This is a genomic window from Micromonospora phytophila, assembly GCF_023656545.1.
Lineage (GTDB): Bacteria > Actinomycetota > Actinomycetes > Mycobacteriales > Micromonosporaceae > Micromonospora > Micromonospora phytophila.
Genome location: NZ_JAMOKF010000002.1, coordinates 64,678 through 90,977 on the forward strand (window position 1 = coordinate 64,678; position 26,300 = coordinate 90,977).

Genomic DNA, 26,300 nt, shown 5'->3' on the forward strand with positions numbered 1-26,300 from the left:
GCCAGCGGAAGCCGCCTGACCTGGCAGCCACGCCGGGCATAGTCCCTTGCGCCCGGGTGCAACGCTTCCGTCAGCAACCTTCGGGAAAGCAGGGCAGGTCCGTGGAGCTTCGCAGGAGCCGATCCTTCCGGGTTGGTGGCATCGTGTTGCTGGCGTTCGGCGTCTTCATGCTGCTGTGCGGCCGGACTGACAGTGCGTTCCGTGCGATCGGGACACTGATCATCGGCGTGTTGAGCCTGTTGATGGGCGGCATCCTCGCCTACTACGGGCTCCGGCCGTTCAGGTTCCACATCGGGACCGAGGGGCTGACCGTACGGCTGCCCGGAGTCGACCGGCTGGTGTCGTGGGCCGAGATCGGCACGATCGTCCTCGACCAGCCGCTGCCGGTTCTCACCGGCAGGAAGACGCCCTCCCCGGTGTTGTTGCTGGTGCCGGCCAGCGGGTCCACTCTCGATCGTCCGCTGACCCAACGAAGCCCCGTGGACGACCGTCCCTGCCTGGTCCTGCTCGAACTGCACGACGTCCGGGAATCGCCGGACGAGGTGGCTGCCGCCCTCGCCCGTTTCGGCGGCAGCCGCTTCACCGATCTTCGGCAGCTGATTCGGCAGCATTTCGACTCGCCGGACTTCACTGTGGTGCTGCGCGGATATGACCCGGCCAGGGTGAATCACCTCATCAGGCAGGGTCAGGAGGCGCTCGTCTCGGACGTGATGCTGAAGCGCTTCGGGGCGAAGGCAGAAATTGACCGGGATCGCGGAAGCCTTCCGGCCGCCATGCACGGGTACGACCGCGCGCAGGTCGACGCGTTCCTGGACGACCTCTCCGCGGCGCTGGCGCGGTGGGATGACGACAAGCGGGATGCCGGATAGCGTTCCCGTCGATCAGGTGGACCGGCACTACCCGAAGCGCGACGTCGTGTGCCGCTCATGGGATCTGTCACCGCAGGGTGGCTGGTGTGAGTGCAGGGGCGGTCGCCGGTTCTGTCGCCGGAGGCCGACCCTGACGGGTCCGTGAGAGCTGTTGAGGTACGCCGGGCGCTGCACTGGCGACCTACGGCGCGCGCCCCTGTCCCGCCCTCGGGGCCATACGACGCGCGGCGTTCGCTGCCCACGAGGTGGCGGGTGTGGGCGCGCGGGGCGGCGTATGGGCCACCTACACCGCGCGACGTGTCCCGTCTGCCCCGCCGCCCCATCAGGCCGTCCGCCCGCTCGGGCCGGGCTCGGCGAGGTTGGGAAACTCGGCGTCGTGGGCGGTGTCGGTGTAGGGCAGGTCAATGAGGCGGTGCCGGCCGGCGCCGAAGCCGGATAGCTGCCACACCTGCTCGGCGGGGCTGGCGCCGGTGGCGGCGCGCAGTTCGGCGGTGGTGGTGGCGATGATCGCCTGCGGACCGACCTCGGCGAGGCGGTGGTGCAGGTTCGCCTCCCGCCGGGCGGAGGGTAGATGGAACAGAACTGGCCACGCCCAGTTGCTGAGGCAGACCAGCCGTTCGTACTTGGCGATTTTCTCGGTGAGGATGTCGAGGCGTTCGCGGCCGGTGTCGTACTCGAGAAAGAACGGCACGGACCGTCCGTGCTCGGTCCACACCCCGGCGCCGTCGGGGCGGGGCAGTCCGGTCGGTCCGTGGACCATCATCTGCGGGTTGCCGCCTCGGCGGTAGAACACGCCGGGCTCGTGGAAGGCGGACGCGGGCTGCCACCGGTCCAGGGCCGTGTCGGGGTGGGTGCGGGCGTGGGTGGCGAGGTCGATGAAGAACTGGTTGCCGCCGAGCAGGTGCGGCAGGTCCGGCCGGGCGGTCAGGGACTGCTTTCGGCGGCGGGCCTGGTCCCGGCGTGGTCGTCCGAGTCCGCGTTGGGCGTGGACGTGGTCGTAGCCGAGCTGGTCCAGGACGTAGTGGTATGGGTAGGAGCCGCCGTAGGCCCGGTTGGGTCGGAACCGGTCTGTCGCCCGCAGGACGGTGAGGCGGCGTAGCCGGCGTTGGGCGAAGTCCAGGGACGGGAACAGGGCGGCGGCGATCTGGTCGGTGGTGAGGACTCCATGGTCGTAGAGCCAGCCGAGGAGGCGGTCGTCGCGGGCGGTGATGCTGGCCTGTAGACGCAGCAGCGGGTCCGCAGCCGGTAGCGGTTTACGCATGGGCTGCCCTTGGGGGGACACCCCACACATGAGGGTGTGTCTGGAGCCGGCCCGCACTCCTGAAAGGGGGCCTGACCTGGGCTGTGAGCGGGATCGGCGGGTCGGTTTGGGGGTCAGGATCAAGGCGGACGGTGCAACGGAGACCCACACCGACGTCGACACGGCCGGCCCCACCGGTTCCGCCTTGACAGTGGTTTGAAAGCCAGTGCGCCGCAGGTCGGTGACGACGCTGGTGGCGCGGGTGAGGGTCGCTGAGCTGGGTCAGCATGCTTATTGCTCCTTAAAGGATCCGAACAGGGAGATGGAGAGCAAGGTGTGCACTGGTCACCCTGCCGTGACGGGCGGGCCGGTGTTCGATCTGCCAGGTCGGGTCAGGTTTTGTCAGGAGACGGGCTTCCTGACAGACCCGTGTGCTGGTCTTACGGCGACGGCTATGGCTGACAGAGGTCGCAGATTGTGGTTCTGTCACGCGGCCTCCCGGTGTGACAGGTCCGGCGCGGGTGGGGTGCTCTCGCCGCGCAGGACGCGCACGAGTGCTGAGGCGGTGGCGTTGGACAGTTGGTGCCCGTCCGCGCGCAGCTGTCCGGCGAGGGCCTTGCGGGACAGGGGTGTTCCGTGGGCGTCGAGGGTGCGGGCGGCGGTCCGGGCGGCCGGGACCAGCGCGGTGATCCCCGGGCCTCGGTCCCGGACCGGCGTGTCCTCGGCCCGTCGGTCCGGGACCGCCGGGTCCTGGTCCGCCGGGGCGGGGACCGCGGCGGTGGAGTCCCGGACCGCTTCAGTGCTCGCGGGGACCGGCAGTGGCGGTGCGGGGACCGGCTCGCGGGTGTCCGGGACCGCGGCGTGCGCGACCAGCGGCGGTCCTGGGACGACCCGCGTGGGGCGGGCGGTGCGGTCGGGTGGGGCGGGGTCGGCGCGGCCGAGGGCGATCTTCACCATCGTCAGGAAGCCGAGCGCCGGCAGCGCGGCGGCGATCCAGCCGATCGCCGACGCTTCCGCCTCCACCACCTGGGCGGCGAGGGACAGGAACACCGCCACTGTCAGGACGGTCGCCGGGAAGGCGACGCTCTTGCCCAGGCGCCGGTTGCGGCGCAGTTCCAGACCGGCAGCGATCGAAGTCAACTCCAGCACGACCGCGTCGGCCCAGGCGAGCCAGCCCGGCTGGCCGTGTGCCGCCGCGACGTCATGCACGTGCCGGAAGGAGGCCGCGCCGGCCGCGCCGCCGATCAACAACATGATCAGCACCTGGATGTGGTTCTCCAGCCGCTGCCGTCCCGACCGCTGATCGGCGGGGACGTCGTGGGATCGCTGTTCAGTTGTCGCCAACGGCCCACCTCCCACGGTGAGGTAGCACGTGCGCAATCTTGACTACCGTCGTCGTACAGGGGCGGACCGACCTGGCAGTCGGCTTCATGTGATTGATGCTGGTTGATGTCAAGTTCGTGCTCCAGTTCAATGATGTTCAAGGTGCGGGCGATGTGGGGTGCAGTCCAGGTCCGCTCGGATCAGGGCCTGGGCAGGCGCGACCCTGCCGGGTGACGCCCGTCCGGGCGGAACCCCTCCTGTAATGCGCAGGGGCAGGCACCAGGGCAGCAGGCGTCGCCACAACCGGCACAGCAGGCTGCGGTCAACAGGCGGACACAGGGGGCGGACGGCCAAGCCGAGCCACAAGGGGTCAGGACTCTCGCCACCGGCAGCGCTCGACAAGCGCCATGGTGGTGCGGCGGCTCAACTCGCCGACGAACGATCCTTCATGTGGGGCCTCCTTCTCTCGACGGTCCCAGCACCGTCGGCGCGAACAAGAGCAGGCAACCCGACCCTGGGAGTGCCTGCCCGCCTCTTTCTGGCCGACCGCGCCAGCCGGCAGTGCGGGAACGTGCATCCAGTACGCCCCGGGAACACCGTCGAGTCAACCCCAATTTCGCGGATCGGCCACGGAGCCTTGACGTCGTCCGGTGGACGGCTGCCGCGCCCGGCACCGCGCTCGTTCGGGCATACACCGGGCGCCGGCGGGTATGCGCGGCGGATGCGCACCGGCGAGGTGACCCGGCTCTACCACCACCAGACGAACCAGTGTCGCGGCGGCCGGCCGCCGGGTGTCCCGGGGTTCGTCCCGATGGACCCGAGCAACCGTCCCCAGCCGTTCAAACGCCACCTCGGGGCGCCGGTGCACCCCCTCCCCCGCGACCTGCCGCCGACCGGAGCGCCGGCCGCGGTAACCCTGTCCGGACGGGTACCGCCGAGCGACCCGACCATCGACGGCGAACTCCTCGCCCGGCTGCTGTTCTACTCGGCCGGCGTCACCCGAACCGCCGGAGACAACCTCTGGTTCCGCGCCGCCCCCTCCGCCGGCAATCTTCACCCCCTCGAGATGTACGCGGTGGCCAGCGAGGTGGCCGGGCTCGACGCCGGGCTGTACCACTTCGCGCCGGAGGTGTTCGGCCTGGAGGCACTCGCGGCCGGGGACCACCGCCGGGCGCTGGCCGACGCCACCGCCGACCCGGACGTCGCGGCCAGCCCCCTCGCCCTCGTCGTCACCGGCCTACCGTGGCGAACCGCGTGGAAGTACGCCGAACGGGGCTGGCGGCACGTCTACTGGGACGCCGGGACAATGCTGGCGAATCTGATCGCCGTCGCCGAAGGCCACGGGCTACCCGTGCGGGTACGGCTGGGCTTCGTCGACGCCGCCGTGTCCCGCCTGCTCGGCGTCGACGGCGTGACGGAGTTCCCGGTCGCGGTGATCACCTGCGGCCGGCCCACCGCGACCACCGCCGAACCGGTCGAGCTACCTCCGCCGCGGTACCCGCCGACGCCGCTCTCCCCCGCGCCGGTCGACTTCCCGCTGGTCATCCGGGTGCAGCAGGCCGGTGAGCTCACCACGGGCGACGACGTGACCGGTTGGCGGGCGGCCGCCGTCGCGGGCCTGCCCCGCGCCACCGACACCGTCGATGCACCGGTTGCAGCCAGCAGCGAGCCGATCGAGTCGGTCATCCTGCGCCGTGGCTCCACCCGGCGCATGCGCCGCCAACTCGCCCCCGCCGAGCTGCTGCACTGGGCGATGGCGGCGGCGACCCGAGCGGTCCCCGCCGACGCAATCCCGACCGGAACCACCCTGCTCTCGCACGAGGTCGCGGTCCACGCGGTGCACGGCACGGAGCCGGGCCTGTACCAGCAGGTCGACGGCCCGCCACAGCTGCGCCGGCCGGCGCCGGAGCCCGAGGTACGAACGTTGAGCCAGGCGCTCTGCCTCGACCAGCCGCTCGGCGGCGACTCGGCGTACACCGACTTCGCCTGCGCCGATCTCGACCAAGTGCTCGACGGGTACGGCGAGCGCGGGTACCGGGTCGCCCAGTTCGAGGCCGGGGTGGCCGCCGGCCGCCTGCAACTGGCCGCCTTCACCCTCGGTCACGGCGGCACCGGCCTGACCTTCTGCGACCAGGACGTCTCGGATGCGTTTGGCACCCGTGCGGCCTGCATGCTCGCCATCGCCATCGGGCTACCCGCCTACCGGCCGAAGCCGGGCGGCCCGCCCGGCCGGCCCGGGCGGATCACCCGCTGACGGGACCCCGCTGGCGCTGGCTGTCCCGGTCCAGACGGTGGCAGGTGCTCCAAGGTGCCTGCACTACTCGTACACGGGGAGCTTGGTGCCTCCATCACCATGCTGCCCTCCGCCACTCGGCGCACGGGCGAGATCCTCCGCGAGCGGGAAGAGCCGGGGCGGTGCGCACCCGCGTGGCCGACGTCCATCAGCAAGAGCAGCAGGAGCAACAGGCTGAGTATGCGCGGGACCTCCGGTGCTCAGCCCGCGGGGCGGGTGGCCTCGCTCCTCACCGCAAACAGGCACCACATCGACGATTCGGGCGTCGCTCATGCTCCACCCGCCCAGCGCGAGAACCGCACGGGCTGAGCTCTGAGCACGCAAGGGAAGGAACGCGTCGGTAAGAATCGGCCCCTCGGGCGCACTACCTGGTGACGAGACACCTTCAAGGCGAAGGAGAAGGAGCCAGTGACGCATGCCGAACCAGATGAGCGGTTCACCGCCCTCTACCACGCGCACCACCGCCAGGTTTACGCGTACGCGGTGAGCCGGGCGGGACGCAAGCTCGCCGACGACGTGGTCGGGGACACCTTCCTGGTCGCCTGGCGCAGGTTGGCCGACGTACCTGCCCCACCGCTGCCGTGGCTGCTGGGCGTGGCCCGCAACGTGAGCCGCGAACGCTTCCGCGACGACATCCGCCACGCGAGCCTCGCCGCCGAGCTGCGCGCGTGGGTGGTGGAGGCGGACGCCGACATCGCCGACGGCGTCGCCGAACGTGCGGCGATGCTGGCCGCGCTCGCGGGCCTGGGCGAGGACGACCGGGAGACGCTGACGCTGACGGCCTGGCAGGGCCTGTCCGCCAAGGACGCCGCTCGCGTCGTCGGTTGCTCGACCGCAACCTTCTTCGTACGCCTACACCGGGCCCGCAAACGCCTGGAGCAGGCCATGTCCGACGTCGCCACGGTGGACCGCCACCGCCCCGTCCCCATTCCTGAGCAGGAGTACGCCCGATGAGTCACCGTGACAGCCTGTTGGCGTTGGCCGACGCCCGCCCGCGCAGCCTCGACCCGTCCGGCCCGCCCGCCGATCCCGCCCTGATCATGGCGCATTCCCGGCAGGAATCCGCCACCCGCCCCGCGCGGCGGCCCGTGCGCCGGCTCCTGCTCGCGGGTGCGCTGCCTGCCGTGGCGCTCGCCGCGACCGGCGCCATCCTGCTGAACAACACATCCGGACCGGGGACACCCGTGGTGCAGCCAACGGTGTCGTCGCCCGCCCCGGTCGACGTGCCCGCGGACGCCAGCCTGCTGCTGGTCGCCGCCGAACGCAGCGAATCCGCGCCCGCCACTGCGGGCCGCTACTGGGTGGTGCGGGCCGAGCATGGCGAAGGCGCCCGACGCTTGCAGGACGAGTTGTGGCTGGCCGCCGTGCCGGGCCTGCCCTCGGCCAGCTACGTCCGGTCCGCCGACGGTGGTTCGTGGGCCTCCCAGCCGATGCAGGGCCACACCGCGGACAACAACTTCCTGCTCGCCGGGTCGCCCAGGCCCGCGCGGGAACTGGCCGCACTGCCGACCGACCCCGCGAAGCTCAAGAAGAAGCTGCTCACCTGGTACGCCGACACCGGCGCCGCCGAGGGACGCGACGAGTTCCTGTTCTACTCCGGCGCCGCCATCGTCCTCGACCTGCCGGTCTCCCCGCAGGTGCGCGCGGCGGCGTACCGGATGCTCGCGGCGATGCCCGGGGTGACGTCGCTGGGCCGGGTGACCGACCGGCTGGGCCGGCCTGGTGTAGCCGTGGCGGTGACCCGCCAGGGCGACTTCGCCAAGGCGCAGACCCGCCTGATCGTCGACCCCGCGACCGGCCAGGCACTGGCCCAGGAGACCTGGGTCGCGGGCAGCCCGACGAGCTACACCGCGGTGATCAGCGGCCGGTGGTCCGACGACGGTCTGCCGGAGGCGTCCGCACTGCGGTAAGGCGTTCGGCACCACCAGGCGGTGCGGCCCGACCAGGCCGCACCGCCTTTTGCCACAATGCCGGTCTGCCGCCAACCACCTGAGGGCGAGGGGCTTGGGTCTCCCGTAGGGGATGACGCGGGTGAGGGGCATGGACGGGTCAGGCGTACACGGGGCGTCGGGTGCCGCCGTGGTCGGCGCACGGCCCGCCTCGTACGCCGGTCATGCTGACCAGGCCGTCCCCGCACTGCACCAGGTAGCCCTTGCCGTTCCAGAAGGTGGGCACGCAGTCGAACCAGTCGCAGACGTCCGCGGCCGGGTCATAGATGTAGGAGCCGCCGCAGTAGTTGTAGCCGTACGGGTTCTGCGGTGCGCCGCAGAGGTCCACCGGGGTCGGGCTCGGCGAGCCGGTGGACGGGCTCGGGCTGCCGCCACCGGTGCTGCTGGCCGACGGCCACCCGGAGGGTCTGGTCGGTGAGGCACCATCGGTCGTGCCCGGTCCAGGCGAGGTGACCGGCCCGGAACCTGGTCCCGGGGCCGTACCGGGGCCAGACCTGCCGGGCGCGGTGGTGGCGTCCCGCTGCGGACCAGCGGTGGGAGCGGTGGAGCTGAGCGGCGCGCCGACGGCGGTGGACGGCGAGGGTCCATCCGGGTCGGTCGAGGCCGCACCGGGGCGGCCGTCGAAGTCCATTCCGACCACCGGGCGGTCCGTCGCGGACCAGCGGACCGGGCCCACGACCCCCGCCAGGGCCACCAGCACCGCACCGACGGCGACCAGCGCCGGACGGGCGAGGCGGGCGGCGGGCGGGACCTCGGCGGGCCTGGCCGGTGTCGGTGCCGCCGGCCGGGTACGCCAGTGCGCCACCACCGCCTCGTCGAGCCGGTCCAAGAGCGCGTCCCGCTCCCCGACGGCCTCGGCGTACGCGACGGTGAGTCGCAGCCGGAAGGCGGACGCCGCCGTCGGCGGTACCCGTACTCCCCGGACCCTGCCCGGCCCGTGCTCGTGCAGCAGGGTGAACGGCTCCGCCGGATGGTGTGCCACCCCGGTGAGCTGTCGGTACGGCCACTCCCGGACCCCGAGGCGCCCGACGAGGATCAGCCGCCGGTCGGTGACCACCGCCATGCCGGCGTCGACCACCGCGACGCCCTTCGTCAACCCGCGTAACCGGACCGAGTCCCCGAGGGGAACGACGGCCAACTCCGGTGCGGGCAGGCCGGCGGTGTGCCGAGCCGTCACCTCGAGGAGTTCCGCGCCGGACTGCACGGTGGCCACGACCTCGTTCCGGTCGAGGGCCACCGGCAGCCCCACCGGCGTCTCCGCCCGCGGCTCCGATTCCTCGGCCCGCGCGCAGAACTCCCGTAGCTCCATGTCGCGTCGCCGCCACGCCTCGACGGCGGTCTCGTACGCCGTGCGCCGCCGCTCGTTCTCTCGATTGACCCACCGGGCCCGCCAGCCCACCGCCGTCCCGTCCGTCGCCACCGGGTCGCCTCTCATCGCGAAGGGGTTCCGCGTCCACCCGGTACAACCGCGCGCGGCGGCACAGGACACGTCGTAGCAGTCGACCGGTTCGGCTGGTTCCGTGGGTGTCGATTCATGGAGGTGGCGTCGAATCACCCGGTGCGGCGGCCCCACTGATCCACAGTGCCTGCTGGACGCGGGTGGCCGACGTCATCGTCGAGTACCCGTACCGGGTGGCGGGTGGGGCCGAACCGCCGATATCCACGGCTGTCCCCGACCGCCTCGCGGCGATACGGTGCACGCACCGCCTCGGGCCGCGCCCCGCCGACAGGTCGCGACGCCGCCTTACGCGTCCCCAACCGCACCACCGGATCGATCTCACGTCCGACGCCGGCGTAGTCGCCGGGAGAGAGGATCGAAGAGGATGCTCCCGACACCCCCCACCTCCTGACGAACGGCGAGAGCCACCCTCGCAGCTGCCTGCGCCGCCCCCGGGCTCGCGGCATTGTTCTCCACGGCCGTCGGCCAGCGGCGGCGGATCGTCGCCGCCGTGGTTGCGCTGGCTTCCCCGGCCACCTCGCCATCCAGGCCGGCATCCTGCACCACGTCGTGGCGGAACAGGTCCGCGGCCGCGGCGACTGGACCCGCCTCGTCCAGACCCTGCGATCGCAGGGGGTACGACCGCCGTGCGTGATCTCCGGCCACGAAGCCATCCCGATCGCCTACTACGCCAGGTGCCGGGCGCTAAAAGACCGGGGATACAACCACAACGCGAACACCGCGCAGCTGCGGCAGGCCGCGGCGACCGGACGCTTCGCCCTGCTGGTCAAGAACTCCGCCCCGCCCGACTGGGCCAAGGACTGGCACCGGATTCCGGTACGGGACCTCACCACCACTGGGTGGGAGGTGTACCTGCCGCAGCGCCCGCCGGCAACACCGAACTGAGACGGCTGCGCGGCGGGTGCGGGCTGCCGCGCCCGGCACCGCGCTCGTTCGGGCATACGCCGGGCGCCGGCGTTTATGCGCGGCGGATGCGCACCGGCAAGGTGACCCGGCTCTACCACCACCAGACGAACCACGGCTCGAGATCGGGCGGCTCCGATCTCCGGCCGCTCGGCGCCCTACCGGGCGGCCGGTGCCTGGCCTGACATGGGCCGGGCCACCATGGCCAGGACAAATCTCAGCGGAGGTCTGATCCGCCGCCAGCATGCCGTGTGCGTTCCAGGCGGCCATCGGATCGGCCCCTGGGTCAGGTCACCAGGGCGTACGGCTCGGGCTCGGTTGACAGGCGGCGCTGGTCGTAGTCGGGGGCGAGCGTGCCGAAGAGCCGGTCCCAAATCGACGTGTAGAAGCCGAGGTTGACCGACGGCTGGACGTGGTGCCCGGCGTGCAGACTCGGGGTGGCGACCCAGCGGAACACCCGGCTGCGCCGGGCCGCCAGCGGCAGCACCTCCACGCCGAGGTGCCCGAAGATCCCGAAGATGAGGTTCACCGCGGTGTAGGCGAGGATCGCCCAGACGGAGAATGCGTGTGTGGCGAGCGCGGCCAGCCAGAGCCCGCCGAATCCGCAGATCTCCAGCGGGTGCAGCGCGTACAGCGTGGCGGGCCGGGCGTCGACGAAGCGGTGGTGCAGCGCGTGGGCGAGCGGGAAGAGCTGGGGCCGGTGCGCGACAGCGTGGCCGGCGTACATCAACAGGTCCATCAGCAGGAGCAGCAGGACGAAATCCGTGAGGATCTGGAGGCCCGGATCCGCGTTCAGGTGGATGATGCCGGTCTTCCACAGCCCCCAGCCGGCGACCGTGATCAGGGAGTTCATCAGGATCGCCCCGCCGGCGAGCCAGGCCTGCAGGCGGCTGATCCGGCCGGGATCGGGCAGCAGCCGTACGACCGTCGGCAGCCGGAGCACGGCGTTGCCGACGCCGACAGCGATCAGAAAGAGGATCACGTTCTCGAGCAGAGCGAGCCCTACCACCTGGCCGACGTCAAGTCGCCACGCCCAGTCGAGCGCTGCATCCACGTTTTTCAGTATGCGCCGGTCCGGGACCTCGTGGCGACACCCGATTCGCGGATCGCGCAACGGGCAGGCGCGAACATCCATAGCCTGGCCGGTGGCAGCTGACCGTGACCGGCCGGAAGACCGGACGGCAGATGACCCACCCCGTGAGTTCAGGACGAGGAGAGCGCCTTCGTGGTTCCGATCACCGGCTCGGCGGGTGAACAGCCCTTTCCCACTTCGGTGCCCTGACATCACTGTTCCCCGACGGCCCAGAGACGCCACGCCGTCAGCTCATGTGACGAGGCCCGAGCTGGTGAGTCGCGCAAGCATCGACTGGTTGGCCTGCCAGCCGTCCGGAAACTTGACGGGAACGTCCAGGTGGACCGGCTCGGTCGACGGGTGCGCGTCGAGCAGCTCGGTGATCCCCGCCCGCGCCACCACGATGCAGGCGTGCCGGTGCCGGGACGTCAACACGCAGAGCCGCCCCGACTCCAGGTGGAACGCGGTCGCGTCCCGCCGCCCCGACAGCGGGTGCAGCACGATCGTCACGTCGTACTCGCGGCCCTGGAGCCGGTTGGCGGTGTCGACGGTGATGCCCGCTCCGGCCTCGCCGAGCTGCGCGCGAATGGCCGCGACCTGGTCGCGGTGCGCCGCCCCGACGGCGATCCGGTCGGCGGTGACCGGAGCACCGGCCGGCGCGTGCTCCGAGACCGCGACCGCTCCCCGCCGCAGCACCCGCAGCGCCAGGGCGGCGCACACCGAGGCCGCCTCCCCATCGGTACGCAGGGTGTGCCGCTCCGGCAGCTCGTAGAGCGCCCAGCCGGTGGCTGCGGCCAGCTCCACCGCCGCGTCGACCGGGTCCCCCGGCCCGGCCTCGGTGAACGCCAGTGCCCGGTCGTCGGGGCCGGTGCCGGCGCGGAACGCGGTGAACGGGTAGAACGCCTCCGCGACCACCGTCGCCGCCGACGCGGGCAGCCGCCACGACACCGGCAGGCGGTGCACCGGCAGCTGCGGGTTGTGCCGCAGCAGCACCGCCACCGCGGACTGCATCGGGTCCCAGGTCAAGCCCGTCCACCGCACCGTGTCGACGGTAGAGAACGGGTCGAGCTGCCCCGGGTCCCCCACGAACAGGGCCCGCTCGAACCTGCCGGCCACGCGCAACAGCGCGTCCGAACGCATCTGGTACGCCTCGTCGACGATCGCCCACGGCCAAGAGCCCTCGCTGACCATCCCCCACTTCGCGGCCGTACCGATGATGACCGCCGGACCACCGAGGTCGGCGACCTTGGCGGCGACCCGGACCGTCTCGTGGCCCTTCACCCGCGCGGACGGCTGGTAGTCGGCGGCGGAGAGCCGGCCGATCCGCAGCTCCGGCGCCTTTCGTGCCAGCCGGTCGATCAGGTCGTCGACCTGCTCGTTGGTCTGCGCGATGATGATCAGCGGCTCGCCGGCGGCCGCCAGTTCGACGGCGGCGCGCACCACCAGGGTCGACTTGCCGGCCCCGGGCGGCGAGTCGACCACCACCCCAAGGTGGTCACCGGAACGCAGGTCAGCGAGTACGGCGGTGATCACCCGTTGCGCTTCGACGGCGGGCGGCACCTCCAGCCCTGCCAGCATCGTCCCTACCTCCCGGTTGGCGGTTCTCGGGACATTACTTGCAGGACTCCCGGCAGCGGATTCGCGCCCCGCCCCGAGTAGCCGGCCTGCCGACTTGCGGGTGATCTCGGTGACTCGGCGGCTCGGCGGACTGCCTGACGTGGGTGAGTAGAGGCCGGACGAGGTCGCCGCAGTACTCTTCGCCCAGGTGCGGACGCTACTCGCCGACCCGACCGGTGGTCACACCCCGACGACCATCGCGGACCTGATCAGGGAGTCGTAGGTCTCGGTGCTCCGCTCCAACTCCACACCCAGCGACCGGGCGAATTGGTCCAGCTCCTGCTGCACCTGCTCCGCCGGCCGGTCACCGCCCACCATCGCCTCGATCTCGAAGAAGGCACCGAGACCGTCGACCTCGTCGAGACAGAGCAACATCGCGCCATGCCGGGCGGTACGGCGGGTCTTCGCGATCCGCACCGTCGGATAGAACCCCATGGCAAGGATCGCCGCATGCATCTCGTCCCGGCCGAGCACTTCGGTCTCGTGCTCCTGGCATGCCAGCTCGTTGTCGAGCGGCTTCTTGACGCAGAACAGGTGCCGGCCGTTCTCGGTCCGCAGCCGAGCGAACGCGGCTCCAGTCTTGCTCTGTCCATACGTCCAACCAGATGCGGCATAGGCCTGATCGTCTTGTCGGACCGCCTCCGAGAAGGCCACACCCCGCGCCGCGAGGGATCGAACCAACGCCGCCGGCTCGGCGACTCGATATTTGACTTCGATCTCGCGGATGCCGTTGGTCATCAGGTCTCCGTGGCCCTGTTGGTCGTGGACCGGGCCACTCAATCACAGAGCCGACGCATCAGGGCGGTGACACTCTGAGATCGGGCTGTCCCGGACAGACAAACCGGGGCACCAGCAGCTTCGTTCCCGGAACCACCTTGGCGGATCGGGCCGGACAAACCGTCGACAACCCGACACCTGTTGGCAAGCCCGCAAGGCGATCCATATGTTTCGATCAGCCCGATGCCAGCCTGATCCGAGCATGAGCGCCGGCGAGTCCGGCCCTGGTCAGCGCGGTCGGCCTGCCGTTACCACGAGAGGTGATCAGGATGGACCGTCGGTGGCTGCTCAGAACCGGGGTGGTGGCGACCGGAGCGGTCGCCTTCGGCGGCTCGCTGTGGCGCTCCGCCATGGCGGCTCCGGCGATGCCCGGCCCCAGCCCGTACGGCCCCCTGCGGGCCGCGGACGGCAACGGGCTGCGGCTGCCGGAGGGGTTCCGCAGCCGGATCGTCGCGCGGTCCGGTGTGAAGGTGCCCGGGACCTCCTACACGTGGCACTACAACCCTGACGGTGGCGCGACCTTCGCGACCTACACCGAGAACGGTTGGATCTACGTCTCCAACGCCGAGATCGAGGCACCCCGGGGTGGGGCCTCGGCCATCCGGTTCGCCGGGGACGGTCGGATCCTCGGCGCGTACTCCATCCTGACCGGCACCGACCGCAACTGCGCCGGCGGACCGACGGTGGTGGGCCGCCGGGACACATCAGCGCGATGGCTCTCGGGCGAGGAGGTTTCCCGCGGGCAGATCTGGGAGTGCGACCCCCGCGGGCAGCGGGCCGCCGTGGCGCGGCCGGCGATGGGCAAGTTCACGCACGAGGCGGCCGCGGTCGACCCCGTGCGCCAGGTCGTGTACCTGACCGAGGACCGGACAGACGGGTGCTTCTACCGGTTCCGGCCCACGACGTTCCCGGATCTGTCCACCGGGGTGCTCGAGGTCCTGTGTTCCTCCTCGACGACCACTGGTCCGGTGACCTGGAAGCGGGTGCCGGACCCGTCCGCCTCGGGCACGTCGACGCGTTACCAGGTCGCCGGGGTGCAGCGCTTCAACGGCGGCGAGGGCTGCTGGTACGAGGACGACGTCTGCTACTTCACCACCAAGGGCGACAACCGGGTGTGGGCGTACCGGGCGGCGACCAGTGAGCTCGGCCTGCTCTACGACGACGATTTGACGGTCTCCGGGACACCGCTGCGCGGCGTCGACAACATCACCATGTCGCACTCGAAGGACCTGTACGTGGCCGAGGACGGCGACAACATGGAGATCTGCGTGATCACGCCGGCGGGCGTCGTCGCGACCTTCCTGCAGCTCGAGGGGCACGCCGGGTCGGAGCTGACCGGGGTCGCCTTCAACCCCGCCGGTGACCGGCTGTACTTCTCCTCCCAGCGGGGCGTCAACGGCGCCGGCGGCGTCACCTTCGAGGTGTACGGCCCGTTCCGCCGCTGAACTGCGGCTCCCGACGGCGGGCCGGCCGCCCCGACGGCTACTGCTGATCAACTCCTGGCAAGAGTTCGAAGTGGACGGTCTGTCCGGTCCGCCGCCGCAGGACCCGGTGTGCCATCGGCACGAGCACCCCGTGCAACAGCGGATACTTGCGCCGCAACGCCCGCCGCGCGACGCCCTCCTCCGCCCCGTCCAGCCGCCGTGCGGTGGCACCGATCGCCGGACCGGTCACCCTGCCCCGAGCGGTCGACGCCGCCACGCTGACCGCCGGGTTGTTACGGGCCCGCCGGGTCTTCCACGCCCGCTCGAAGCTGCGCACGTACGCCCGCTCCCCCGCCACCGCGATGCTCACCGGCGTGGCCACCGGCGTGCCGTCGCGCCGGTACGTGGTGAGCGCGACCGTCTTCTGCCGGGCGAACTGCGCCAACTCCCGGTCGCCCGTCGGCTCGACCGCGCCGAGGACCCAGCCCAGCTCCCGCCACCGGATCACCAACGCCACCGCGGCCAGCACCGCCGACACCCCGACCACCACGGTCTGCCCGGCGCTTCCACCGAGGTGCCGGTCGACGACGTGCGCCACGGTGTGCGCGACACCGCCGACGAGGTACCCCGCGAGGGCCACCGCCAGCGCGTCCGCCCAGATGGCCGCGAGCATCAGGGTGGCCCCGATGCCGAGTTGGAAGGCACCCACGTCGTGCACGAAGTGCTGGTGAGGCGGGAAGCCGACCGCCGCGCTGAAGGACGCCGGCCGGAGCAGCGCCCACACCCCGACGACGATGGCCACCATGCCGAGCAGGACGGTGGCGGCTCGAACAATGCGTTTCATGCCCTTCAGACGCGACGCCGTCAGCTCCTGTGACGGCATTCGGGCACCCAGCTCGGCGGTGCGGCTCATTTCCTGCAGAGGAGCGGCCTGAAAGGTCGAGGGTCCATGCCTCGGCCGGCGTCGAAGGCTGGACCGGGCTACGTCGCCTCGCCGGCGTGGAGACGTCGAAACGGGCCGGACTGCCGGGAGTTGTGCGGCCGTCGGGTGGATGTTGCCGGCCCCTCGCGCTGCTTCACGGGTGCGACAGCGGCTGCGTGGGCGCGATGCTTGCGGATGAGGGCCAGGTGTCGGACAGTGGCCCCATGTCCTGGTTGCGCCGCCACCGCTATTCCGTGCCGGGTGTGTCGCCGAACAGTTCCCACCATGGCTGGGACGAGTACAACGGCTCCCGGCTGGCGGACCGCCCCGCGGTCGCCGCGGCGCTGGATCGGGCGCCACGACAGTTCGCCGACCTCGTCTTCTCCCCGGGCGACCCGGACATGGCGCTCAGCCGCGAGGAGTTCCTGGCGGGCATCACGGTGGGCACCGACGACGGGTTGTCGTGGACCGTGAGCCTCGCCGAGGAGATGAAGGCCGTGGTCGACACCGGGCCCGACGTCGCCGACGATGACATTCTTCTGGCGGCACTGGCCGAGCGACCCGAGGTGTCCGAGGCGCAGCACCCGGACCGGGAGGTTCTCGAGGTGATTCTCGCCAGTCCGCTCCGGGCCGATGAGGTGCTCGCCCTGGCGGTGGACGCTCTGTCGGCCGCGCATCGGCGGCTCGCCCAGCGTCTGCGCATCGAGCTACCCGGCTGACCACGCCGCCGCCGGCCGTGGAACCGCCCTCGGCGGTCCCACGGCCGGTGCTCTCAGGCGCTGTTGGGTGTGTGGATGGTGAACGGGATGCCCTCGTCCCGCAGGCACTGCAGGAGGTAGTCCTGGATGCCGAGGGAGTCACCGGGTGCGTAGGGCAGGAAGTGCCAGACGACGTCCGCGAACAGCCCGGACCGCCTGAGGTGGCCGTCCTTGCGGCACTGTTTCAACGTGTCTTCCCTGCTGTAGTTCGGCATACCGGTCTTGACCTCGTGGGCGACGTCAAGGCCGTCCGGCCGCTCCTCGATGTAGTCCGGGTGGCGCTTGCCCAGCGGGGTCTCGGTCACGGTGTCCGGGGGTCGGGCTCCGAACTTTCCTTCGGACCTCAGCAACGAGGCGAACCAGTTCTCGCCGGCGGTGGCACTGGGCAGCCACGGTGCGCCGGCACCGGCGCGGTGCAGCGGGTCCGAGAGTGCGTCCGCGAGCCGGGGAAGACTCGTCCGTGCCCCCTTCCCGAGGCGGATGATCACCGCGTCGGTGAGGCCGCCGTCGGTCAGCTTGCTGTAGTTGCCGAGCAGGATCAGCTTGATGGTCGCGGTCTTGACCGAGTCGGGAATCTTGTCGTACTTGGCGACGAACCGGATCACCGCATCGAGCCGGTGCAGGTACTTGAGCACGAACTTGGCGGCCTTGCCGGGGATGGCGACCGCGTCACCGGCGTACGGGATGAGGCCGATGATGCTCAGCCCGGCACCGACCCAGTCGCTGTGGATGACCCCGGCGATCGTGTCGCGGATGTCGGCGAGTCCACCAAGGACCCAGCCGACGACCGGGATGAAGCTCAGGCCGCCGGAGCAGAGGTAACCGGACAGCCACGCCATCGAGTCCCGGGGTGCGAAGTCGCCGGCGACCAGACCGAGCAGGAAATCACTGACGTACGTCCACTTGCTGACCTGCTCGTCGGGGATCGCCGGGTCGAGGCCCTGGTCCTCGATGTGGGCGAGTTCGTAGTCGTCGCGCAGGCCGTCGCCGTCGGTGTCGGCGGCGGCCGGGTTGATGAGGTACTGGTCGACCTCAGCTCCGTCGGAGAGGCCGTCGCCGTCGGTGTCCGGGTTGGCGGGGTCGCTGCCGTGCTCCTCCTCGAAGATGTCCGCCAGCCCGTCACCATCGACGTCGGTGAGGGTCGGGTTGGTCACGATCGGCGGGGCCTCGCCGGGCAGCGGTGGGGCTCGGGGCTGGTCGGCCACCAGCGGATTCGTGCCCCGGGCCACCTCGGCGCCGTCGCTGAGCCCGTCGCCGTCGGTGTCGGGATCGGTGGGGGATGTTCCGAGCCGCTGCTCGTCGAGGTTGGTGAGCCCGTCGCCGTCGACGTCCTCCGCGCCGTCGGCGACCGAGTCCTGGTCGGTGTCCGGCGTGTTGGGCCGGGTCCATCCGGCCAGCTCGGTGATCTCGAACTTGTCGGTCAGCTCGTCGCCGTCGGAGTCGACGAGCAACGGGCTGGCGCCGAACCGCAGCTCCACGACGTCCACCACGCCGTCGGAGTCGTGGTCGCCGTCGTAGGTGATGCCCAGCCGGGCCAGGACGTTGAAGCCGTTACGCCAGGCACTGCCTGCCTGGATCGTCGCGGGTTCCGGATTGGCCTTGCGGAGCATCTCGTCGGCCTGGGCCAGGTCTGTCTTCGCCGCCGCCAGGTCCGCGAACGCCTCGGTCAGCCCCGCCGGGGCGGGCGCGGGTGGTGGGCTGGCCCGGAACGGGCCGATGGTCGCCTCGGCGTCCTGGATCGCCGCGTCGGCCAGCAGCCGTACGCCGGTGAGGGTCTCCACCAGCGCCCTGACGTGCGCCTGTTCGGCCTCGCCGTTCGGCGGGCTGGCGCCGGTCATCCGGCTCTTGAGGAAGGACTCCAGGTGTTGGAGGTTGTCGTACGCGATCTCGCCGTTGGCGGCGCTGTCGAGCCGCGCGCCGTCGAAGTACCGGCTGCCGACATCCGCCAGCACCGGATCGATCCGGCTGTCACCGAGCCCGTCTCCCACGTACGGGCGCAACGCCTGGGTGGCCTCGGCGACGTAGACCTTCGCGTCCCGGGTGTACTGCGCGGCGGGGATCTTCGCGACCTCCACCTGCCACAGCGGCGTCTCGCCTGCCGACGCCTCTGCCCCGAACAGCGCTACCTGCGCCGCGACCGTGCTCGCGAGCACCGCAGCCAGAGTTCTTCGGCGTAACCGTGCCTTGGTTCCCACGGAACCTCCCGTCTGCCGTTGGAACGAACAGCGGGAAGCCTATTGATGGTCGTCGCTTTTCGATGCCCTTCGGCAGTCGAGATGCCACCTTCGCCACGGACGCTCCGGTTAGGAGTGACCTTCGGGGTGTCAGTAGTTCGGCCGAATCAGGCCAACCCGGAGCCATGCGGGGTAACCGGACCGGTCAGGTCCCGGCGCTGCGGCCCAACGGGGCCGGTGCCGGGCACCAGAGTCCGGCCACCCACCCTTACCAGGGTTGGACTGACGCACCGGTACTCGACGGGCGACGGGGCTCTAGGACGCGAGGCCGGCGCTCGGTTCAAGGGCCGGCCGGCGCTCCGCCTCAACCGCCCGCGCAAGGCAGGCATCCACATCCTCGGCGTGGTAGACCCGCTCGCTCGCCTCGATCCCGTCGAGGAACATCGCGTACACCGCCGCCATCCGCAGCGCCGCCACCGGCCGCAGCAGTTCGACGGCCCGCTCCGGGTCGCACCCGGGCACACTGTCCCGCCACCGCGCGCACCACTCCTCGGTCACCAACACAGCGGAGGCGTCGTCGAGCCCCTCGGCCAACCGCAGGACGTCGAACGCCGGGTGCCCGACGAACGCGTCCCCCCAGTCGATGATCACCCGTCGCTCCGCGGAAGCGCGGACGTTGCCGGGGTGCAGGTCCCCGTGCACCAGCGTCTCCGGCAGCCCGCACCCGCGTACCTCGTCCAGCCGCGCCTCCAGCCCCGCGAGCAGGGACCCCACCGACGAGGTGTCGTAGGGGGCCAGCCAGTCGCGGATCCAGCGGGCCAGGGCGTGGCCGCGCAGGTCCGGCACGCCCGCCGCCACCAGCTCCGTCACGTCGGGGACGGACCGCAGGTGCACCGCGTGCATGTCGGCCACCATGGGCAGCCGCTCGTCGACGCCCACCGCGTAGCGGTCCTCACCGGGCACGTGGTCGAGCAGCATCCGACCGTCGCCGTCGTCGGCGAGCAGCGTCGAGGTCCGCCCCGGCACCGCCCGGCCGAGCCAGCGCAGCACCGCGGCCTCGTGCCGGAAGAAGACCGGCACCTGCTTCAACCAGGCGGTCCCGGAGGACCCGTCGAGCCGCCAGATCGCCGACAGGTTCCAGGTGCGCTGCTGGGCGGCGGTCTCCGCCGGACGCCCGAGCCGCCGCAGTTCCGCCGTGGCCCAGGCCAGGCTGCGGGCCGGGCCGCCGGGCTCGGCGTAGGGGGCGCGCAGCGGGTCCGCCGCCAGCTCGACGTCCGTCGGGACGAGCGGCGTGGCGGGCGGCTCACTCACCTGTCCGAGGTACGTCACCGCGCCGCCGACCGCCCGCGGCGGGTCACCGGCGAGCAGGCGCAGGACGCTCACCTCGACGCCGTAGCGCCGTCGGGCCTCCTCCACCACGCAGCCGACCTCCTGCCACCAGGGCACGGGCACGTCGAACGGTGGCAGGGCGCCCAGCGGCGCGCCGGCGGAGTCGACCAGGACGAGGGTCACGGCACGGGACACGCCGGCACGCTACCGCCGGCGTACGAGCGGCGGCGAGCGGTTATCGGGCGGCAGCAGTGTCTCCCCCTGTGGCTATGGTCTGCCGCATGCGGACATCACGAGAAGCTGAGCCGGGGCCGGTCACCCCGGACGACGTCCTGCTGGCTGTGCGGGCGGCGGCCACCACCCTCACCCCGGCCCTCGACCGGGACTGGCACGTCCCCGCCGGCGCCCTGGACTGGACGTGCTGGGAGACGCTCGAGCACGTCGCCGACGACCTCTTCGCGTACGCCCTGCAACTCGGCCCGGAGCGACCACCGCTCGACACGCACGTGCCGGTGATCTGCGAACCTCGCCGGCCGGGCGGCCCGGCGTCCACCATCTTCGCCGAGCCGGCGGCGGGTCCGGCGGGTCTGCTCCAGGCACTCGAGGGCTGCGGCGGCCTGCTGGCGGCGATGGTCCGCGTCACCCCGCCGACGGTGCGCGCCCACCACGTCTTCGGCGTGGCGGACCCGGAGGGGTTCGCGGCGATGGGGGTGGTGGAGGTCCTGGTCCACCTGCACGACGTGGCCGCCGGCCTGGGCCTGCCGTGGGAGCCGGACGCCGGGCTCTGCGCCCGGGTGCGGCACCGGCTCTTCCCCGCCGCGCCGGCCGACACCGACCCGTGGCAGACGCTGCTCTGGGCGACCGGCCGGGGTGAGCTGCCGGGCCGCGCCGCGTTGACCCGCTGGCGCTGGGAGGGCGCACCGCGCAACCATCTCGCGGCTTAGCCCGGCGCTGGGGCAGCGGATGCCCGAGGCCGGGCGGTCAGGCGGCGTCCGCGTTCGGCGCGAACTTGACGTCCAGCTTCATATCGAGGGCTCGCGCGAGACGCTCCAGCACCGGCAGCGTCGGCACCGTTCCGCCCGCCTCGAAGCGCGCCACCGCCGACTGTGTCATGCCGGCGGCGCGCGCCAACTGACTCTGGCTCCAGCCGTTGCGCTCCCGCAGGTGACGGACCTCCTGGCCGAGCTCGAAGGCGATGCGCGTCGCCTCGTAGGCTTCGGCTGCCCCCGGCTCGGCCATCCGCCGGTCCCGCAGGTCGTTCCAGTCGATGCAATCACTCATCGCTCTGCCCCTCACCCCAGGCCATAGCATCGATGCTATGGCTTCGCGGCACTTCGGCCCGGCTTCCGCTCCTCGCGGGTCTCGTTCCGGATGTCGCCCGATCGGTGACGGACTGCCACGTGCCGCCGACCCCGTTTCCGGGACGGCGGCACGTCGACGGCCGGATCAGCCGATCTGCTGCGGCTCCAGCGCGCGGGCCTGCTCCAGCCACTGCCTGAAGAGCGTGGATCAGGCCGGCGGCATGATGTCGGACATCTCGGTGACCCGGCGGACGTCCACCTCCACCTCGCCGATGGTCTGGGCGAAGATGTCGGCGAACCGCTTGGCCCACTCCAGGGCCTCCTCCTTGTCGCGCACCTCCACCAGCGCGAACCCGGCGATCAGTTCCTTGGTCTCGGTGAACGGCCCGTCGGTGACGGTGGCCTTCCCACCGGTCACGGTGATCCTGGCCGCGTCCACGGTGCTGGGGCGCAGCCCCTCCGCGGCCAGCAGCACCCCGGCCTGCGTCACCTCCTGCATGAAGGTGCCGAACTTCGCCATGAACGCGGCGTCCGGGTTGAAGGCGCCGGGCAGGTTCTCGTCCAGCTTGTGCATGAGCATGAATCGCACTGGTCTTTCCTTTCGGGTGGGTGACTGTTTTCGTCGAGTGACAACTGGTGGATGAGGTCAGCGGGGAGCAGCGGCGATCAGCTTGGCGCAGACCGCGGTGAGCCAACCGAAGATGACGGCGGAGCCGAGCGCCATCCGGACGCTGATGGTGTCCTGGTCGGGCCAGCCCATCACCACGACCACGCCCACGGCGCAGGCCACCGAGAGCACCGCCCAGCCCCGCTCGGCCGAGGCGAACCAGCGGCGGGCGAAGACCAGGCAGGCGGCGGTGACCGACACGAACGCGAGCATCGCGCCCACGCCGTGGCCCACGCCGTGCCAGCTCAGCGTCTCCGCCGGGCCTTCCGGCGCGCCGGCCGGCCAGCCCATGCTGGGGTCGGCGACCAGCACCCCGGCGATGACCATGCCGGCGCCGTAGCCGGCGACCAGCGCCGGTCCCCAGGTGCCGGCCGGCTGGCCGCGCAGCGCCCGGCGCAGCCCGACCGCGCCGGCGAGGGCCAGCAGGCCGGCGAGCACGAAGTTGGCGATCTGGATCCAGCCGAGGTCGCCGAGGGCGAGCAGGCTGAGCGGCTGCCGGCTCAGGTCGAACCCGTCGCGGGTGAGCACCTGGGCCGCGGCCACCACCGCGAACACCGGGCCGGCGGCGACCCCGCCGGCCAGCAGCGCCCTGGTCGTCGCACGCGGGAAGCCGACCCCCGCCACCGCGGACCGTGCGCTCGCCGCGTTCGCCGTCGTCGTCATGTCGATCTCCTCGTCTCGCCCGGCCGGTCGCCGGTTCCGCGTGCCGGTCCGATCCGGCTTCTACTGACGCGTCGATCGGCCCGACGGGGATACGTGGCGGCCGAGGTTTTTTCCCAAGATTTTTTAGCGGGCCGGTGCGACGCCCCGGGCGCAGTCGGCGGCGCGGGCGCGCAGCAGCGCGCGTTCGCGTTCGTTGCCGGTGAGCTCGGCGGCGCGGGCGAACTCGGCGCGGGCCTCGTCGTAGCGGCCGAGCTTGGCCAGCAGGTCCCCGATCACGCTGGGCAACAGGTGGTAGGTGGCCAGCGCCGGCTCGTCGGCGAGGGCGCGCGCCAGCGCCAGGCCGGCGGCCGGGCCGTCGGCGAAGGAGACCGCGACGGCACGGTTGAGCTCCACGACCGGCGACGGCACGACCCGGGCCAGCTCCGCGTAGCCGGCGGCGATCCGCGCCCAGTCCGTCTCCTGCGGGGTACGCGCCCGCGCGTGGCAGGCCGCGATCTCCGCCTGGAGGGTGTACGGGCCGGGTTCGCCGCCCGCCGCCCGGGCCCGGTCCAGCGCGGCAAGGCCACGGCGGATCAGCAGCTGGTCCCAGCGCCCCCGGTCCTGCTCCATCAGCAGGATCGGCTCGCCGGAGTCGTCGACCCGGGCGGCGGTGCGCGACGCCTGGATCTCCAACAGCGCGGCCAGCCCGTGCACCTCGGGTTCGTCGGGCATCAGCCCCTGCAGGACCCGGGCGAGGCGCAGCGCGTCCGCGCAGAGCTGGGGGCACATCCAGTCGTCACCGGCGGTCGCCGAGTAGCCCTCGTTAAAGATCAGGTAGATGACCTCCAGCACGGAGGCGAGGCGTTCGGCGCGCTCGCCGACCCCGGGCACCTCGAACGGCACCTTCGCCTCGGCGAGGGTCTTCTTCGCCCGGGTGATCCGCTGCGCGACGGTGGTCTCCGCCACCAGGAACGCCCGGGCGATCTCCTCGGTCTTCAACCCGCCGAGCATGCGCAGGGTGAGCGCCGCCCGGGCCTGCGGCGAGAGCACCGGGTGGCAGGCGGTGAAGACCAGCCGCAGCAGGTCGTCGTCGATCCGCTCGTCGAACGCGGCGTCGAAGTCCGGGGTGAACTGCTCGTCGCCGAGGTCGTGGCCGAGTTCGGCGACCTTGCGCTCCAGCAACCGCCGGCGGCGCAGCCCGTCGATCGCCCGCCGCTTGCCGACCGCAGTCAACCACGCGCCCGGGTTGGCCGGTACGCCGGCGCGCGGCCACTGCTCCAGCGCCGCGACCAGGGCGTCCTGGGCCAGCTCCTCGGCCCAGCCGACGTCGCGGACCAGGCCGGCCAGGGCGGCGATCACCCGCCCGGATTCGATCCGCCACACCGCCTCCACCGTGCGGTGCACCTGTTCAGCCCCCATGACCGCCCATCAGAGCAGGTCGGACCCGCGCCGGGCAACGACCGGGGCCGGCAGGAGGCGGTAGGTTGCCGGGATGGAGCAGCGGATCAGCCTGGTCACCCTCGGGGTCACCGACGTGGCGCGGGCCCGGGCCTTCTACTCCCGACTCGGCTGGCGTGGCCAGGAAGTCGAGGAGACCGTCTTCTTCCAGGCCGGCGGGCTGGCGCTGGTGCTGTGGGGGCGGCAGAAGCTGGCCGACGACGCCGGCGTCGACGATGCGGGCGCGGGCGGCTTCGGCGGGATGACGCTGGCGCAGAACGTCCGGTCCCGGGCGGAGGTCGACGAGCTGATGGGCGCGGCGGCGGACGCCGGAGCCGCGGTGACCCGACCGGCCCGGGAGACCTTCTACGGCGGGTACGCGGGCTGCTTCGCCGACCCCGACGGTCACGTGTGGGAGATCGCCTGGAACCCGGGCTTCCCCCTCGCCGACGACGGCACGCTCACCGTCCCCGACTTCGACGCGCCGGGCTGAGCGCAGCACGGGTGGATGTGGACGGCGTCGCCGTCGACGTCGGTGGCGAGCGCTCTGCGGCGGGCTGCGGCGCAGCGCCCCCGGCACCCGGACTTGGGCCTGCCGCAGGGCCGGTCAGCAGGTGGCGCGGCGCGGGTACGCCTCAACCTCGCGCGCCCACTGCTCGGCGGCCACGCCGAGGGCGTCGGCGGAGACGGTGAGCGTCAGCGGGTAGACCGCGGTGAGCGGTCGCCGGGGCATCCACGGCGGCAGCGACTCGTGGGAGAACTCGACGGTCAGCACGAGCCGCCGGCGCCGCAGGACCCGGGTGCGGAAGGTCAGGTTCGGTTCGGTGAAGCGCACCACCGCCGAGGACGGCGCCGGGTCGCTGGTCGTCTCGGCCTGCTGCCGCAGCCACCCGGCCAGCCGGCCGGCCTCCTGCACGGTGAGGCAGGGGTCGTAGTGGGACCAGGCCTGGCCGTCGGCGGTGCGGGCGTCGGTCTCGATGAGCAGCCAGTCGTCCCAGCCCGTCAGCTCCTCCGGGTCGATCGGCGGCTCGACGCCCGGCTGGTAGCCCACGGGGCGGATCCTCACCCGGGCGCCGTCGTCGGAGCGGATCTCCATGGCCCCATCATCCATGATCGCCGACCGGCGGTGGGGCCGTCTGCGCAGGTCAGAGGCTGTTTGAGACACATCATGCGGCAGCGGCGGCACCGGCGGGACCCTGGCCCGGCACCAGGGTCACACCTCGGGGGCGGTTACGGGAAGCCCCGGATGGAGCACCATCGGTGACGCCGACAGGCTGAAGGGGTGACTGACACCGATTCGCGTACGTCTGTCTCGTTGGTGCCGGTGGCGTCCCTCGGCGCTCCGGTGCTCCTGCTCCTCTACGGCCTCCTGCGGCTGGTCGACGGCCTGGACGGTGACCACGGGCCGGGCTGGGCGTGGAACGTCGGACACACCTGCTTCCTCGGCGCGATCGTGCTCTTCGGCGCGCTGATGGTGGGGCTGCGGCGGGTGCTGCTCACCGCCGCGCCGCGGCAGCGGCTGCTCACCGAGGTCACGTTGGCCTCGGGGCTGGTCGGGGCCGGCTGCTTCGCCTTCGTGATCCTCGGCGACCTCTTCCCGGCGCTGGGCGACGCCGTGCCGCTGACCGACCCGGCGATGGCCCTCGGGCCGCTGCTGTTCCAGGTCGGCATCCTCACCCCGCTGGTGCGGGCGGGGATCGTCCGGCCGCGCCTGCTGCCGGCCTGGGTCGCGGTGCCGGTGCTGCTCGGCTTCGTCCTGATCGCCGTCGACCTCAACCTGCTGCCGCTCGCCGCCGCCCTGATCCTGGCCGGGCTGCTGCCCCTGCAACGCCTCCGCTGAGCGCCACGATCCGGATCCGGGTTCAGCTCCAGACGGTGCGGCGCACGCCCTGGTGCCGGGCACAGGCGTCCTGCCGCCCCCCGGTCAGGCTTACCGAGCCGTCGCGGCACTGCACCAGGTAGCCCCGCCCGGCCCAGAACTGCGGCGCGCAGTCGAACCAGTCGCAGATCTCCGCGACCGGCCTTCGGATCCGGGTGCCGCCGCAGAAGTCGTACCCCATCGGGTTGGCCGGGGCCCCGCAGAGCCGCTCGCGGACCGGCGACGGCGACGCCGGGTCGCGCCGCGGCTTCGGCGTCGCCGCGAT

General features: G+C 72.2%; 25 protein-coding genes. 10 read left to right on the plus strand and 15 right to left on the minus strand.

Annotation, left to right across the window (positions count from 1 at the left end):
* Nucleotides 1-143: 143 nt before the first annotated feature.
* A complete protein-coding gene (locus NCC78_RS00660; RefSeq protein WP_250791077.1) occupies nt 144-869 on the plus strand; it encodes a DivIVA domain-containing protein in 726 nt (241 codons plus the stop codon).
* A 322-nt stretch (nt 870-1,191) separates the two neighbouring features.
* Here the strand turns inward: NCC78_RS00660 and NCC78_RS00665 are convergent, their stop codons facing one another.
* Both NCC78_RS00665 and NCC78_RS00670 read right to left on the minus strand, forming a co-directional pair.
* The gene (locus NCC78_RS00665; RefSeq protein ID WP_250791078.1) at nt 1,192-2,130 is read right to left on the minus strand and encodes a replication-relaxation family protein; all 939 of its coding nucleotides are present in this window, start codon (nt 2,128-2,130) and stop codon (nt 1,192-1,194) included.
* Nucleotides 2,131-2,595: 465 nt separating this feature from the next.
* Nucleotides 2,596-3,453: a DUF2637 domain-containing protein gene (locus NCC78_RS00670; protein WP_250791079.1), complete on the minus strand. Its 858-nt coding sequence runs from the start codon at nt 3,451-3,453 to the stop codon at nt 2,596-2,598.
* 700 nt (nt 3,454-4,153) lie between these two features.
* On the opposite strand from NCC78_RS00670, the gene NCC78_RS00675 reads away from it, so the two are divergent.
* The 3 genes from NCC78_RS00675 to NCC78_RS00685 all read left to right on the plus strand — a co-directional run bounded on the left by NCC78_RS00675 (nt 4,154) and on the right by NCC78_RS00685 (nt 7,635).
* Nucleotides 4,154-5,686 carry a SagB family peptide dehydrogenase gene (locus NCC78_RS00675; RefSeq protein ID WP_250791080.1) on the plus strand — a complete coding sequence of 511 codons (1,533 nt, stop codon included), beginning with the start codon at nt 4,154-4,156 and terminating at the stop codon, nt 5,684-5,686.
* A 447-nt stretch (nt 5,687-6,133) separates the two neighbouring features.
* A complete protein-coding gene (locus NCC78_RS00680) occupies nt 6,134-6,679 on the plus strand; it encodes an RNA polymerase sigma factor (RefSeq protein ID WP_250791081.1) in 546 nt (181 codons plus the stop codon).
* Nucleotides 6,676-7,635 (plus strand): CU044_5270 family protein, encoded by a 960-nt coding sequence (locus NCC78_RS00685; RefSeq protein ID WP_250791082.1) that lies wholly within the window; start codon nt 6,676-6,678, stop codon nt 7,633-7,635. The genes NCC78_RS00680 and NCC78_RS00685 overlap by 4 nt, the downstream gene beginning before the upstream one ends.
* A 139-nt stretch (nt 7,636-7,774) precedes the next feature.
* Here NCC78_RS00685 and NCC78_RS00690 read toward each other — a convergent pair whose 3' ends face one another.
* Nucleotides 7,775-9,094 carry a hypothetical protein gene (locus tag NCC78_RS00690; RefSeq protein ID WP_250791083.1) on the minus strand — a complete coding sequence of 440 codons (1,320 nt, stop codon included), beginning with the start codon at nt 9,092-9,094 and terminating at the stop codon, nt 7,775-7,777.
* Between the two features lie 588 nt (nt 9,095-9,682).
* On the opposite strand from NCC78_RS00690, the gene NCC78_RS00695 reads away from it, so the two are divergent.
* The gene (locus NCC78_RS00695) at nt 9,683-10,018 is read left to right on the plus strand and encodes a hypothetical protein (protein WP_250791084.1); all 336 of its coding nucleotides are present in this window, start codon (nt 9,683-9,685) and stop codon (nt 10,016-10,018) included.
* A gap of 304 nt (nt 10,019-10,322) precedes the next feature.
* Here NCC78_RS00695 and NCC78_RS00700 read toward each other — a convergent pair whose 3' ends face one another.
* From NCC78_RS00700 to NCC78_RS00710, 3 genes are all read right to left on the minus strand, one after another.
* Nucleotides 10,323-11,090 (minus strand): sterol desaturase family protein, encoded by a 768-nt coding sequence (locus NCC78_RS00700; RefSeq protein WP_250791085.1) that lies wholly within the window; start codon nt 11,088-11,090, stop codon nt 10,323-10,325.
* A gap of 270 nt (nt 11,091-11,360) precedes the next feature.
* Entirely contained in the window at nt 11,361-12,686 is a 1,326-nt protein-coding gene (locus NCC78_RS00705; RefSeq protein WP_250791086.1) for an AAA domain-containing protein, read from the minus strand.
* Between the two features lie 219 nt (nt 12,687-12,905).
* Nucleotides 12,906-13,463: a class IV adenylate cyclase gene (locus tag NCC78_RS00710; RefSeq protein ID WP_250791087.1), complete on the minus strand. Its 558-nt coding sequence runs from the start codon at nt 13,461-13,463 to the stop codon at nt 12,906-12,908.
* A 308-nt stretch (nt 13,464-13,771) separates the two neighbouring features.
* On the opposite strand from NCC78_RS00710, the gene NCC78_RS00715 reads away from it, so the two are divergent.
* Entirely contained in the window at nt 13,772-14,947 is a 1,176-nt protein-coding gene (locus NCC78_RS00715; RefSeq protein ID WP_250791088.1) for an alkaline phosphatase PhoX, read from the plus strand.
* Between the two features lie 37 nt (nt 14,948-14,984).
* Here the strand turns inward: NCC78_RS00715 and NCC78_RS00720 are convergent, their stop codons facing one another.
* Nucleotides 14,985-15,770: a PPOX class F420-dependent oxidoreductase gene (locus NCC78_RS00720; protein WP_250791089.1), complete on the minus strand. Its 786-nt coding sequence runs from the start codon at nt 15,768-15,770 to the stop codon at nt 14,985-14,987.
* A gap of 302 nt (nt 15,771-16,072) precedes the next feature.
* Here NCC78_RS00720 and NCC78_RS00725 point away from each other — a divergent pair, with 302 nt between their 5' ends.
* Nucleotides 16,073-16,567, plus strand: a complete 495-nt coding sequence (locus NCC78_RS00725; protein WP_250791090.1) for a hypothetical protein — start codon at nt 16,073-16,075, stop codon at nt 16,565-16,567.
* 53 nt (nt 16,568-16,620) lie between these two features.
* Here NCC78_RS00725 and NCC78_RS00730 read toward each other — a convergent pair whose 3' ends face one another.
* Nucleotides 16,621-18,759, minus strand: coding sequence for a hypothetical protein (locus NCC78_RS00730; RefSeq protein WP_250791091.1), 2,139 nt, complete (start codon nt 18,757-18,759; stop codon nt 16,621-16,623).
* A 336-nt stretch (nt 18,760-19,095) separates the two neighbouring features.
* Complete coding sequence (locus NCC78_RS00735) at nt 19,096-20,304, minus strand: aminoglycoside phosphotransferase family protein (protein WP_250791092.1); 1,209 nt, start codon at nt 20,302-20,304, stop codon at nt 19,096-19,098.
* Between the two features lie 86 nt (nt 20,305-20,390).
* On the opposite strand from NCC78_RS00735, the gene NCC78_RS00740 reads away from it, so the two are divergent.
* Complete coding sequence (locus NCC78_RS00740) at nt 20,391-21,053, plus strand: hypothetical protein (RefSeq protein ID WP_250791093.1); 663 nt, start codon at nt 20,391-20,393, stop codon at nt 21,051-21,053.
* A 37-nt stretch (nt 21,054-21,090) separates the two neighbouring features.
* Here the strand turns inward: NCC78_RS00740 and NCC78_RS00745 are convergent, their stop codons facing one another.
* The 4 genes from NCC78_RS00745 to NCC78_RS00760 form a co-directional block, all read right to left on the minus strand.
* Complete coding sequence (locus NCC78_RS00745; protein WP_250791094.1) at nt 21,091-21,390, minus strand: helix-turn-helix domain-containing protein; 300 nt, start codon at nt 21,388-21,390, stop codon at nt 21,091-21,093.
* Nucleotides 21,391-21,618: 228 nt separating this feature from the next.
* Entirely contained in the window at nt 21,619-21,990 is a 372-nt protein-coding gene (locus NCC78_RS00750; RefSeq protein ID WP_250791101.1) for a YciI family protein, read from the minus strand.
* Nucleotides 21,991-22,056: 66 nt separating this feature from the next.
* Entirely contained in the window at nt 22,057-22,740 is a 684-nt protein-coding gene (locus NCC78_RS00755) for a DUF998 domain-containing protein (protein WP_250791095.1), read from the minus strand.
* A gap of 123 nt (nt 22,741-22,863) precedes the next feature.
* On the minus strand, nt 22,864-24,138 hold the full coding sequence (locus tag NCC78_RS00760; RefSeq protein WP_250791096.1) for an RNA polymerase sigma factor: 1,275 nt from the start codon (nt 24,136-24,138) through the stop codon (nt 22,864-22,866).
* Between the two features lie 73 nt (nt 24,139-24,211).
* On the opposite strand from NCC78_RS00760, the gene NCC78_RS00765 reads away from it, so the two are divergent.
* Nucleotides 24,212-24,649: a VOC family protein gene (locus NCC78_RS00765; RefSeq protein ID WP_250791097.1), complete on the plus strand. Its 438-nt coding sequence runs from the start codon at nt 24,212-24,214 to the stop codon at nt 24,647-24,649.
* Between the two features lie 114 nt (nt 24,650-24,763).
* On the opposite strand, the gene NCC78_RS00770 is transcribed toward NCC78_RS00765, so the two are convergent.
* The gene (locus tag NCC78_RS00770) at nt 24,764-25,252 is read right to left on the minus strand and encodes a WapI family immunity protein (RefSeq protein ID WP_250791098.1); all 489 of its coding nucleotides are present in this window, start codon (nt 25,250-25,252) and stop codon (nt 24,764-24,766) included.
* A 186-nt stretch (nt 25,253-25,438) separates the two neighbouring features.
* On the opposite strand from NCC78_RS00770, the gene NCC78_RS00775 reads away from it, so the two are divergent.
* Nucleotides 25,439-25,996: a hypothetical protein gene (locus NCC78_RS00775; RefSeq protein WP_250791099.1), complete on the plus strand. Its 558-nt coding sequence runs from the start codon at nt 25,439-25,441 to the stop codon at nt 25,994-25,996.
* A 22-nt stretch (nt 25,997-26,018) separates the two neighbouring features.
* On the opposite strand, the gene NCC78_RS00780 is transcribed toward NCC78_RS00775, so the two are convergent.
* On the minus strand, nt 26,019-26,300 hold a 282-nt coding region (locus NCC78_RS00780; protein WP_504919250.1), incomplete at its 5' end, for a DUF3761 domain-containing protein.

Excerpts from the sequence above, each read along its gene's own strand:
- NCC78_RS00685 (WP_250791082.1), top strand. The coding sequence starts at position 6,676 with ATGAGTCACCGTGACAGCCTGTTGGCGTTGGCCGACGCCCGCCCGCGC.
- NCC78_RS00740 (WP_250791093.1), top strand. The coding sequence starts at position 20,391 with ATGCGGACATCACGAGAAGCTGAGCCGGGGCCGGTCACCCCGGACGAC.
- NCC78_RS00755 (WP_250791095.1), bottom strand. The coding sequence starts at position 22,740 with ATGACGACGACGGCGAACGCGGCGAGCGCACGGTCCGCGGTGGCGGGG.
- NCC78_RS00665 (WP_250791078.1), bottom strand. The coding sequence starts at position 2,130 with ATGCGTAAACCGCTACCGGCTGCGGACCCGCTGCTGCGTCTACAGGCC.
- NCC78_RS00675 (WP_250791080.1), top strand. The coding sequence starts at position 4,154 with ATGCGCACCGGCGAGGTGACCCGGCTCTACCACCACCAGACGAACCAG.
- NCC78_RS00770 (WP_250791098.1), bottom strand. The coding sequence starts at position 25,252 with ATGGAGATCCGCTCCGACGACGGCGCCCGGGTGAGGATCCGCCCCGTG.
- NCC78_RS00765 (WP_250791097.1), top strand. The coding sequence starts at position 24,212 with ATGGAGCAGCGGATCAGCCTGGTCACCCTCGGGGTCACCGACGTGGCG.
- NCC78_RS00710 (WP_250791087.1), bottom strand. The coding sequence starts at position 13,463 with ATGACCAACGGCATCCGCGAGATCGAAGTCAAATATCGAGTCGCCGAG.
- NCC78_RS00725 (WP_250791090.1), top strand. The coding sequence starts at position 16,073 with ATGTCCTGGTTGCGCCGCCACCGCTATTCCGTGCCGGGTGTGTCGCCG.
- NCC78_RS00705 (WP_250791086.1), bottom strand. The coding sequence starts at position 12,686 with ATGCTGGCAGGGCTGGAGGTGCCGCCCGCCGTCGAAGCGCAACGGGTG.
- NCC78_RS00745 (WP_250791094.1), bottom strand. The coding sequence starts at position 21,390 with ATGAGTGATTGCATCGACTGGAACGACCTGCGGGACCGGCGGATGGCC.
- NCC78_RS00715 (WP_250791088.1), top strand. The coding sequence starts at position 13,772 with ATGGACCGTCGGTGGCTGCTCAGAACCGGGGTGGTGGCGACCGGAGCG.
- NCC78_RS00720 (WP_250791089.1), bottom strand. The coding sequence starts at position 15,770 with ATGAAACGCATTGTTCGAGCCGCCACCGTCCTGCTCGGCATGGTGGCC.
- NCC78_RS00750 (WP_250791101.1), bottom strand. The coding sequence starts at position 21,990 with ATGCTCATGCACAAGCTGGACGAGAACCTGCCCGGCGCCTTCAACCCG.
- NCC78_RS00760 (WP_250791096.1), bottom strand. The coding sequence starts at position 24,138 with ATGGGGGCTGAACAGGTGCACCGCACGGTGGAGGCGGTGTGGCGGATC.